General features: G+C 66.2%; 10 protein-coding genes and 1 tRNA gene. 3 read left to right on the plus strand and 8 right to left on the minus strand.

The features are described 5' to 3' along the window. Positions 1–111: 111 nt before the first annotated feature. From katG to CG471_RS27590, 5 genes are all read right to left on the minus strand, one after another. The gene (katG, locus tag CG471_RS27570) at positions 112–2346 is read right to left on the minus strand and encodes a catalase/peroxidase HPI (RefSeq protein ID WP_099234422.1); all 2235 of its coding nucleotides are present in this window, start codon (positions 2344–2346) and stop codon (positions 112–114) included. A 183-nt stretch (positions 2347–2529) separates the two neighbouring features. Further along, a complete protein-coding gene (locus tag CG471_RS27575; RefSeq protein WP_099234423.1) occupies positions 2530–2829 on the minus strand; it encodes a GIY-YIG nuclease family protein in 300 nt (99 codons plus the stop codon). 31 nt (positions 2830–2860) lie between these two features. After that, positions 2861–5146, minus strand: a complete 2286-nt coding sequence (gene bglX, locus CG471_RS27580) for a beta-glucosidase BglX (RefSeq protein WP_099234424.1) — start codon at positions 5144–5146, stop codon at positions 2861–2863. Between the two features lie 161 nt (positions 5147–5307). Next, the gene (locus CG471_RS27585; protein ID WP_099234425.1) at positions 5308–5628 is read right to left on the minus strand and encodes a multidrug efflux SMR transporter; all 321 of its coding nucleotides are present in this window, start codon (positions 5626–5628) and stop codon (positions 5308–5310) included. Positions 5629–5713: 85 nt separating this feature from the next. Further along, positions 5714–5799 (minus strand) — tRNA-Tyr (locus CG471_RS27590). Positions 5800–5902: 103 nt separating this feature from the next. Here CG471_RS27590 and rlmB point away from each other — a divergent pair. Both rlmB and CG471_RS27600 read left to right on the plus strand, forming a co-directional pair. Then, positions 5903–6643: a 23S rRNA (guanosine(2251)-2'-O)-methyltransferase RlmB gene (gene rlmB, locus CG471_RS27595; protein ID WP_004210274.1), complete on the plus strand. Its 741-nt coding sequence runs from the start codon at positions 5903–5905 to the stop codon at positions 6641–6643. Positions 6644–6728: 85 nt separating this feature from the next. After that, on the plus strand, positions 6729–7496 hold the full coding sequence (locus CG471_RS27600) for a hypothetical protein (protein WP_099234426.1): 768 nt from the start codon (positions 6729–6731) through the stop codon (positions 7494–7496). Between the two features lie 9 nt (positions 7497–7505). On the opposite strand, the gene CG471_RS27605 is transcribed toward CG471_RS27600, so the two are convergent. Then, complete coding sequence (locus tag CG471_RS27605) at positions 7506–7823, minus strand: 2Fe-2S iron-sulfur cluster-binding protein (protein ID WP_004210272.1); 318 nt, start codon at positions 7821–7823, stop codon at positions 7506–7508. 76 nt (positions 7824–7899) lie between these two features. Here CG471_RS27605 and CG471_RS27610 point away from each other — a divergent pair, with 76 nt between their 5' ends. Continuing rightward, complete coding sequence (locus tag CG471_RS27610) at positions 7900–8529, plus strand: DNA-3-methyladenine glycosylase (RefSeq protein ID WP_004210270.1); 630 nt, start codon at positions 7900–7902, stop codon at positions 8527–8529. A 39-nt stretch (positions 8530–8568) separates the two neighbouring features. On the opposite strand, the gene CG471_RS27615 is transcribed toward CG471_RS27610, so the two are convergent. Both CG471_RS27615 and CG471_RS27620 read right to left on the minus strand, forming a co-directional pair. Next, positions 8569–9201, minus strand: coding sequence for a YidH family protein (locus tag CG471_RS27615; protein WP_004210268.1), 633 nt, complete (start codon positions 9199–9201; stop codon positions 8569–8571). Between the two features lie 14 nt (positions 9202–9215). Continuing rightward, positions 9216–9398: DUF4136 domain-containing protein (locus tag CG471_RS27620; RefSeq protein ID WP_143560293.1), on the minus strand; the 183-nt coding region annotated here is incomplete at its 5' end.

A 9398-nucleotide genomic window follows, 5' to 3' on the forward strand; every position in this document is an offset into this window, starting at 1 on the left:
CCCCTAACCCCCTCCCGCCTGCGGGAGGGGGAACATGGCGGCTCTTGGTCGTTTGCGGCCAATCTAATACGCAGAACCCGGCGACGCCGTGCGCCGCCGGGTTGCTCATTTTCAGAAGCGGTCCGCGTTCATGACCTTGGTCCAGGCGGCGGCGAAGTCGGTGACGAACTTCTCCTTCGCGTCATCCTCGGCATAGACTTCGGCCACGGCGCGCAGTTCGGAATTGGAGCCGAAGATCAGGTCGACCGGGGTCGCCGTCCACTTCGCCGCGCCGCTGGCCCGGTCCTTGCCGTCATAGAGGCCCGGCGTCGCCGACTTGCTCCACACCGTGTCCATCGTCAGCAAATTGACGAAGAAATCGTTGCTGAGCGTGCCCGGACGGGTGGTCAGCACGCCATTCTTCGATCCGCCGCTATTGGCGCCGAGCGCCCGCATGCCACCGACCAGCACGGTCATTTCCGGCACGGTGAGGTCGAGCGCATCGGCCTTGTCCACCAGCGCGTCGGCCGGGCTGACCTCCGCCCTGGGGCCATACCAGTTGCGGAAGCCGTCCGCCTTGGGCTCCAGATAGGCGAAGGAGGCGACATCGGTCTGCGCCTGCGCGGCGTCGACCCGCCCCGGCGTGAACGGCAACGTGATGCTGTAGCCGCCCTTCTGCGCCGCCTGCTCGACCGCGGCGTTACCGCCCAGGACGATGAGGTCGGCCATCGACACCTGATTGCCGGACTTGGCGAAATCCCTCTGGATCGCGGTCAGCTTCGTCAGCACCTTGTTCAGCTCGGCCGGGTCATTGACCGCCCAGCCCCGCTGCGGGTCGAGCCGCAGGCGCGCGCCGTTGGCGCCGCCGCGCATGTCGGTGCTGCGGAAGGTCGCGGCCGAGGCCCAGGCGGTGCGCACCAGTTCCGGCCCGGTCAGCCCCGACGCCAGCACGGCGGCCTTCAGCTTCGCCTGATCGGCGGCGCTGACGGGGGCAAAGCTCGCCTTGGGCAGCGGATCCTGCCAGCTATAGGTTTCGGACGGAATGTCCTTGCCGAGATAGCGGGCCTGCGGGCCGAGATCGCGATGGGTCAGCTTGAACCAGGCGCGGGCGAAGGCCTTGCTGAACAGCTCGGGATCCTTCTGCCAGCTTTCCAGTACCTTGCGGAAACCGGGATCTTCCTTGAGCGCGATGTCGGTGGTGAACATGATCGGCGCGTGCCGCTTGTCCTTGAGATGCGCGTCGGGAACCATCTGCGCGGTGGCGGGATCGGTCGGTATCCACTGGGTCGCGCCGGCCGGGCTCTTGGTCTTCACCCAGTCGAAGTTCAGCAGATTGTCGATATATTGGGTGGTGAACTGGGTCGGCGTGGCCGACCAGGCGCCCTCCAGGCCCGAGGTCAGCGTATCCTCGGCATTGCCCTTGCCGCACTTGTTCTTCCAGCCCAAGCCCTGATCCTCGATGCCGGCGGCGGCGGGTTCGGCGCCCAGGCATTCCTCGGGCTTCTTGGCGCCATGCGCCTTGCCGAAGGTGTGGCCGCCCGCGATCAGCGCCAGCGTTTCCTCGTCATCCATCGCCATATTGCCGAAGGCGCGGCGAATGTCGGCGGCGGCGCCCTTGGGATCATGATTGGCGCCGGGGCCTTCGGGGTTCACATAGATGAGGCCCATGGTGGTCGCGGCAAGCGAGCGCTTGAGCGAACCGTCGGGATTGGAGCGCTCGGTGCCCATCATCTTGGTTTCCGGGCCCCAATAGACGACGTCGGGCTGCCAGGCGTCGATGCGGCCGCCGGCAAAGCCCACGGTCTTGAAGCCCATATCCTCCAGCGCGACATTGCCGCTGAGGACCATCAGGTCGCCCCAGCTGAGCTTACGGCCATATTTCTGCTTGATCGGCCAGACCAGGCGGCGGGCCTTGTCGAGGCTGACATTGTCGGGCCAGCTGTTGAGCGGATCGAAACGCTGTTCGCCGCCGTCCGAGCCGCCACGGCCGTCGCCGACGCGATAGGTGCCGGCGCTGTGCCAGGCCATGCGGATGAAGAAGGGGCCATAATGGCCATAGTCGGCCGGCCACCAGGGCTGCGACGTGGTCAGCACCTTGCGGATGTCGGCCTTGACCGCTTCGAGGTCGAGGCTGTTGAATTCCTTCACATAGTCATAATCAGCGCCATAGGGATTGGCGCGGGTCGCCTCATGCTGGCGCAGCGCGGTGAGGTCCAGGCGGTTGGGCCACCAGTCCTTGTTGGTCATGCCGCCGGGCTTTTCGGTGACGGCGGGCGCGGCAGCGGCGGGCTTGGTCTCGGCGGCGAGCGCCGGGCTGACGAGCAGCACGCACGCCAAAGCGAATGTGGAAATGCGGGTCGTGGACATGTTTCTCTCCCCTGTCCTGTTCTGCCTGTGCAAGGCGCGAAAAGGGGTAGTCCTGTGCGGCGGCGGATCGAAACGAATCGATTCCGTCACAGTGATCGGATTTTCCTATGAGAGAGGGTGGATCGGAGAAGCCGCCCACCTCTATCCGTCACCCCGGGCTTGACCCGGGGTCCCGCTACTGCGTCAGACAATCTGGTCGAACAGATCCTGCCAGTCCGGATTGGCGCCTTCGATCAGGTCGAACTTCCATTGCCGCCGCCAATGTTTGAGGCGCCTCTCATGGGCGATGCAGCTCAGCATGTCGTCGCCATGCTCGGCCCACACAAGCCGGAATAATCCATAGCGGGCGCAGAAGTCGGACCCCGAACCGGATCGATGTTGATGGATTCGGGCAGCAAGATCGGCGGTCACGCCGACATAGAGGGTGCCCCGATACCGATCGGCCATGATGTAGACCCATCCGCCCTGCCGTTCGCGCGCCATGATGCGAACATTTGCAAAGCGGGACCCCGGGTCAAGCCCGGGGTGACGATGACGTTGGAGATGCCGCGTAGAGGGTGAACTGGCCGTGCAGGCCGCCGGTCGAGGACTGGCCGACCCAAAGGTCGAACAGGCCCGGTTCGGCGAGGCGGCGGTTGCCGGCGCCGACAAATTCGAGGTCGGTGCGCGAGAGGGTGAAGCGGACCTGGGTGGAATCGCCGGGCGACAAAGTGACGCGCTGGATGCGCTTCAGTTCGCGGATCGGGCGGGTGCGGCTGGCGACGCGGTCGCGGATATAGAGCTGCACCACTTCGCTGCCCTTGCGCTTGCCCTTGTTGGTGAGGCGCGCGGTGATCTCGACCGCGCCGTCCCAGCGCAGCGCGGTGTCGGAGAGCTTGAGGTCGCTAAGGGCGAAATCGGTATAGCTGAGGCCATGGCCGAAGGGGAAACGGGCGCTGTTGTCGGTGGTGGCGTAGCGCGCCTTATATTCGGTGCTGCCATTGTCCACGGTCGGTCGGCCGGTCGACTTGCGATCGTAGAAGAAAGGCTCCTGCCCGCTTTCCCAGGGGAAGCTGACCGGCAGCTTGGCCGAGGGATCGACCTTGCCGAAGAGGATGTCGGCCAGCGCATGGCCGGTTTCCGACCCCAGGAACCAGGTCGCGAGCAGGGCCTGCGCATTGGCGACGCCGTCATGCAAGGCGAGCGCGCGGCCATGGCGCAGCAGCACGATCACCGGCTTGCCGGTGGCGGCGATCGCATCGGCCAGCGCCTGTTGCGAGGACGGCAGCTCGATCATCGTGCGCGATTGCGCCTCGCCCGACATCGCCTGGGATTCGCCGACTGCCAGGATCACCACGTCCGCCGCCTTCGCCGCCGCGACGGCACGGGCAATCCCGTCCTTGATCGGGCCGTTGACCGCGCAACCCAGTTCGACCGTCAGCTTCGCGGGATCGGGCATCGCCGCGCGCAGGCCGGTGGCGATGTCGACGCCCTTGTCGGGATCGCCGTAAAAGGCCCAGGGGCCGTAGAGATTGGCCTTGTCCTCGCCGAACGGGCCGATCAGCGCGATCTTCTGCCCGGCAGCGAGATCGAGCGGCAGCACGCCGTCATTCTTGAGCAGCACGACCGATCGGGCCGCCGCCTCACGCGCCAAGGCATGATGAGCGGGCGTGCCGATGCGCGCCTTTTCAACCGCTTCGTCGAGCGAGCGATAAGGATTGTCGAACAGCCCCATCGCGGTCTTCACATAGAGGATGCGGCGCACGGCGACATCGACCGTCGCCATCGGCACCGCGCCGCTCTTCACCAGATCGGGGATGTGGCGGATATAGAGGCCGCTCTGCATCGACATGTCGACCCCGGCCAGCACCGCGAGACGGGCGGCATCGCGCTCATCCTCGGCAAAGCCATGGGCGACCAGTTCCTCGTCGGCGGTGTAATCGGAGAAGACGAAGCCGCGAAACTGCATCTCGCCGCGCAAGATGTCGGTCAGCAATTCGCGGTCGGCGGTGGCGGGCACGCCGTTAATCTCGTTGAAGGCGGCCATGGTGGTGAGCGCGCCGGCGGCAAAGGCCTTGCCGAAGGGCGGCAGATGGGTTTCGCGCAGCGTCTCGTCACTGATGTCGACGCTGCCATATTCCAGGCCCGCCGCGACCGCGCCATAGGCGGCGAAATGCTTGGGACAGGCGAGCAGCGAATCATCGCGGCGCAGATCGCGCCCCTGAAAGCCGCGAATGCGCGCCGCCGACAGCAAGCCGGTCAGATAGACATCCTCGCCCGCGCCCTCGACCACCCGGCCCCAGCGCTGGTCGCGCGCGACATCGACCATCGGCGCGAAGGTCAGGTGCAGGCCCGCCGCCGTCGCCTCCACCGCCATGACTCGCGCGGTCTTTTCCACCAGCAAGGGATCAAAGCAGGAAGCTTCCCCCAGCGGAACGGGAAAGATGGTCTTGAGCCCGTGAATCACGTCGCCGGCCAGCAGCAGCGGGATGCCCAGGCGGCTGTTCTTGACCGCCATTTCCTGCGCGCGGCGCCCGCCGGCAACTCCGATGCCGTTGAACAGGCAACCGACCCGGCCCTTGCGAATCTCGTCCGCCAGGCGCTTCTCGTCCTGGATGCCGGCCGCCGGGTTGGGTGGGTTGAACGGGCGGAAGCTGTCGGCCAGGCAGGTCATCTGCCCGGCCTTTTCCTCCAGCGTCATCTTCGCGATGAGGTCATCGACGCGGGCGACGTCGGCCTGCGCCAGCGCGCGGCGGGGAATGCCAAGGGCGAGGACACCGCCCAGGGTGCGGATCAGGAGGTCGCGGCGATCAAGAGTCATGCGGGAGAGAGCGTAACCGGGGAAGAATGAACGGGGCTTGTCCGAAGACAAACGGACTTCCGCCGTTTTTGTTGCGCTGCGGCAATAAGCCTGCGGCGCGACGCCCCGATCCCGCGATCAGGCCACCGGGCGAATCATGTTACGCGAATCAGGAGTAGCAATCACGCCTGGGCCGACAATTTGGTGCCGACCACGCCGATCACGATCATCGCCATGAAGCCGATCTGGGCCATGTTGACCCGATCGCCATAGAGAATCATGCCGCCGATGATGACGCCCACGGCGCCCAGGCCCGTCCAGATCGCATAGGCGGTGCCCGCCGGCAGATCCCGCATCGCCAGCGCCAACAGGCCCATGTTGAGGAAGCTGAGGCCGATCGGCACGGCCGATGCCTGCCCGCTGCCGACAGTGGCGGCCCATTTCAGGCTCAATGCCCAGATGATTTCGGTGAATACGGCAATGCCGAGAATGACCCAGGCCAAGCGGCGTTCCTCTTGCGGTAACGGGCTCGGCTGGAGCGGCGCGCGGACCGGAAACCCGAAAGAGGCGGCGCGCCGATGAGGGCAGTGGTGGACAGGGCTGGATTCGAACCAGCGTACGGAAACCCGGGCAGATTTACAGTCTGCTGCCTTTAACCACTCGGCCACCTGTCCAGTGCCCTACGCGGTGGAAATTTGCTGTCCCGCCGCGCTGGAGGCGGCTCAATGGCGAATGGAGGCTTGCCTGTCAATGGGGTGATGTGAAAAGAGCAAAAACATGAAAAGAGGACATCGTACCGGCAAGCCGAAAGGCGCCTTCCCCCGCTTCTACGGACGCCATGCCATCACGGCCGCGCTCGCCAATCCGAACCGCGTCGTGCGCAAGATATGGGGCACGCGCGAAGCGATCGGCGCGCTCGACCTGCCGCCCGTTCTGCCGATCGTCTATTCCGACGTCGCCGACATGGGCCGGATGGTGCCGTCGGATGCGCCGCATCAGGGCATCGTCGCCGAAGTCGAGCCGCTGGACGATGTCTGGCTGGGCGACGTGCTGGAACAGGGGCGGGACGACCAGCGCCCGATCCTGGTGCTCGACCAGGTGACCGACCCGCATAATGTCGGCGCGATCCTGCGGTCGGCCGCCGCCTTCGACGCGCTGTGCATCGTCACGCAGGACCGGCATGCGCCACCCGAATCGGGCGTGCTGGCCCGTGCCGCGTCGGGCGCGCTGGAAACCGTGCCCTGGGTGCGCGTCGTGAATTTGGCCCGTGCGCTCGAAGAGATTGCCGAAGCCGGTTACTGGCGCATCGGCCTGGACGGCGATTGCGACACCGTGCTGGCCGATGCGATCGGCGAATCGCGCGTCGCACTGGTGCTGGGTGCCGAGGGCGAAGGGCTGCGCCATAACACCATGGCGCATTGCGACATTATCGCTAAGCTGCCGATCAGCCCGCGCATGGAGAGCCTGAACGTCTCCAATGCGGCAGCGATCGCCCTGTACGCCGCCACCAGCCGGTAAGCGGCCGCCGGGCACCATCTTGCGACGATGTGGGTGGGGCGCCCTGCCCCGCTCCCATCGTCGCGCAGACGAACGGGGGTTCGCCATGATCCTATTGTCCCGCGCGACGGGCGCACTGGCGGCGCTGCTGATGCTGCCCGGATGCCTGGTGACCCCCGGCAGTTTCACCTCCACGCTCGACATCCGCGCCGACCGCAGCTTCGCCTTTGCCTATAAGGGCGAGATATTGGCGTCGGACATGGACAAGGCGCTGGGCGGCCTGAACAGCGATGCGGAGGACGATCCGCTGGAAGGCGTCGCCCCGCCCGAGGGCGAGGAGGCCGTGCTGCAGAAAGTCTCGCAGAGCCAGAGCAAGACACCTGCGCCGCCCGCCGAACCCCAGTTCGACAAGGCCAGCGGCGACGATGCGCAGATGCAGGCGATGGCGAGCGCGCTCACCAAGGAAAAAGGGTTCCGGTCGGTCCAGTATCTGGGCGATCACAAATTCGCGATCGACTATGCGATCAGCGGAAGGCTGGACCATGCCTTCCTCTTCCCCTTCAACATCGACGCGCAGATCGTCCTGCCCTTCGTCGCGGTCGAGATGCGCGGGGCGGATCGGGTGCGGGTGAAGGCGCCGGGCTTTTCCAACGGTTTCGACAAGAGCCAGGGGCCGGCCGGCATGGGCGGCGGATCGGGCGACGCGGCGGCCAAGGCGCTCAACGGCACGTTCACGCTGACCACCGATGCAGAGATCGTCAGCCAGAATCAGGAAGATGGCGCCACCACCGTGCCGGAGGGCAAGCGCATCACATGGACCATCACGCCGCTGACCGGCGATGCACCGGCCGCGACGTTGCGGGTCAGGCCCTGAAGTAAGAAATCAGTCTTCCGGCGCGATGGTGACGCGCAGGCCGTCGAGCGCATCGCTCAGCACGACCTGACAGGACAGGCGGCTGGTCTCGTTGCGATGATCACTGCTGTCGAGCAGGTCATTCTCGTCCTCGCTCATCGCCGGCAGGGCGTCGGCAAAGGCCGGGTCGACATAGACATGGCAGGTCGCGCAGGAGCAGCAGCCGCCGCACAGCGCGAGCAGTTCGTCAAAGCCATGGTCGCGAATGACTTCCATCACCGAGAGACCCTTGTCCCCCTCAACAGTCTGTTCGGCACCATCACGGTTGACCACGATCAGCTTCGGCATCTACCCATCCCTTTTGGACTTATCCCCGCCGCTCTGACCGACAGCGACGGCGAAATCAAGGGCTGGACGGGCGGACATGGTAAGCACGGCGGAAGAATTGCGCGTCAGCCTGGACTTCATCGCTGCGGCGGAGCCGGCATTCGGCGCGGCGATCGCCAGCGTCGGCTATCCGGTGCCGCGCGTGCGCGAGCCGGGCTATGAGACGCTGCTGCGCACCATCGTCGGCCAGCAGGTCAGCGTCGCCTCCGCCGCGGCGGTCTGGCGCAAGCTGGAGGCGGAACTGGGCGTGGGCTGCACACCCGAAGCGCTGCTGGCGCGCGATTTCGATGCGTTGCGCGCCTGTGGCCTGTCGCGGCAGAAGCAGGGCTATGCCCGCAGCCTGGCCGAACTGGTGGTGGACGGCACGCTGGACCTCCACGCCCTGCCCGCCGACGATGAAGTCGCGATCGCGCAACTGGTGCAGATCAAGGGGATCGGCCGCTGGTCGGCGGAAATCTATCTGCTGTTCGCCGAAGGCCGCCCCGACATCTGGCCGGCCGGCGACCTGGCGGTGCAGATCGCGGTCGGGCGGATATTGGGCCTGGGCGAGCGGCCGAGCGAGAAGCTGACCCGCGACCTTGCCGAAGCCTGGCGGCCGCATCGCGGCGCCGCCGCGATCATGGCCTGGCACCATTATAATAGCGGGCAGGACATGCTGCAGAGCTAAGACGCGGCGGGGCACAGGCCCCGCCCGCCTGCCCGCGCTTCAGCCCAGCAGGGCGATGTTGAAGACGATGCCCAGCACCGCCGCCAGCGCCAGCGCCAGCAGACACAGCGCAATCACCAGCGTCACCGAGATCGGGAAGCGGCTGTCGGAGTGAATCAGCCCATCCTCCGTCATGATCTTGCGCCGATCCCGCAATTCGGTCGCGAACTGGACATGGCGCACGATCCCGCCAGCCAGCAGCACGATGCCGAACACCAGCAGCGCCACGCCGAAATTGCGCGGCGCGTTGACATTCTGGATGCTGCCCGCGTCCTGCATCTTCTGGAATGCCTGGTTGATGGTGAAGCCAAAGCCGATCAGCGACAGCGCCGTGCGCATTTCCGACATCAAGGTCCGGTCCGCGCTCATGCGGGTGCGCTGGAACGACATGCCGGTCCGGCGCATCGACATTTCAGTGCGATGCCCGGACAGGTCGGTGCGATATTCGGACAGGTCGGTGCGATGTTCCGACAGGCCCGTGCGATGGCGCGACAGGCCGGTGCGGAAATGCGAATAGGCGGTCGATGCCCCTTCGGGATCGCTCATGTCGACCGACGGAATGGGCGGCACGGGCTCGCCCACATTGCGGGCCGGGCGGATCGGCGCACCCCTGGGTTCCTGCGATTCGGCCATATGCTCCCCTCCTGTCAGTTCGGCTTGATCGGCGGCGGGAAATTGGCGAGCACGGCGGTCACCGCCTTGTCGATTGTCGCCTGGTCGGGGCTCTTGCGGCTGACTTCCTGCGTGGCCGTGCCGTGCCAGACCGGCTGTTTCGTCCCGGTGTCATAGATATCGACCGTCAGCGTGCCGTCGGTCACGTTGCGCACATC

Origin of the sequence: Sphingobium sp. IP1, from assembly GCF_002708645.1 — a bacterium.
GTDB lineage: Bacteria > Pseudomonadota > Alphaproteobacteria > Sphingomonadales > Sphingomonadaceae > Sphingobium > Sphingobium yanoikuyae.

Coding starts and splice junctions, on each gene's coding strand:
- katG (WP_099234422.1), bottom strand. CDS start 2,346: ATGTCCACGACCCGCATTTCCACATTCGCTTTGGCGTGCGTGCTGCTC.
- CG471_RS27575 (WP_099234423.1), bottom strand. CDS start 2,829: ATGGCGCGCGAACGGCAGGGCGGATGGGTCTACATCATGGCCGATCGG.
- bglX (WP_099234424.1), bottom strand. CDS start 5,146: ATGACTCTTGATCGCCGCGACCTCCTGATCCGCACCCTGGGCGGTGTC.
- rlmB (WP_004210274.1), top strand. CDS start 5,903: ATGAAAAGAGGACATCGTACCGGCAAGCCGAAAGGCGCCTTCCCCCGC.
- CG471_RS27600 (WP_099234426.1), top strand. CDS start 6,729: ATGATCCTATTGTCCCGCGCGACGGGCGCACTGGCGGCGCTGCTGATG.
- CG471_RS27605 (WP_004210272.1), bottom strand. CDS start 7,823: ATGCCGAAGCTGATCGTGGTCAACCGTGATGGTGCCGAACAGACTGTT.
- CG471_RS27610 (WP_004210270.1), top strand. CDS start 7,900: ATGGTAAGCACGGCGGAAGAATTGCGCGTCAGCCTGGACTTCATCGCT.
- CG471_RS27615 (WP_004210268.1), bottom strand. CDS start 9,201: ATGGCCGAATCGCAGGAACCCAGGGGTGCGCCGATCCGCCCGGCCCGC.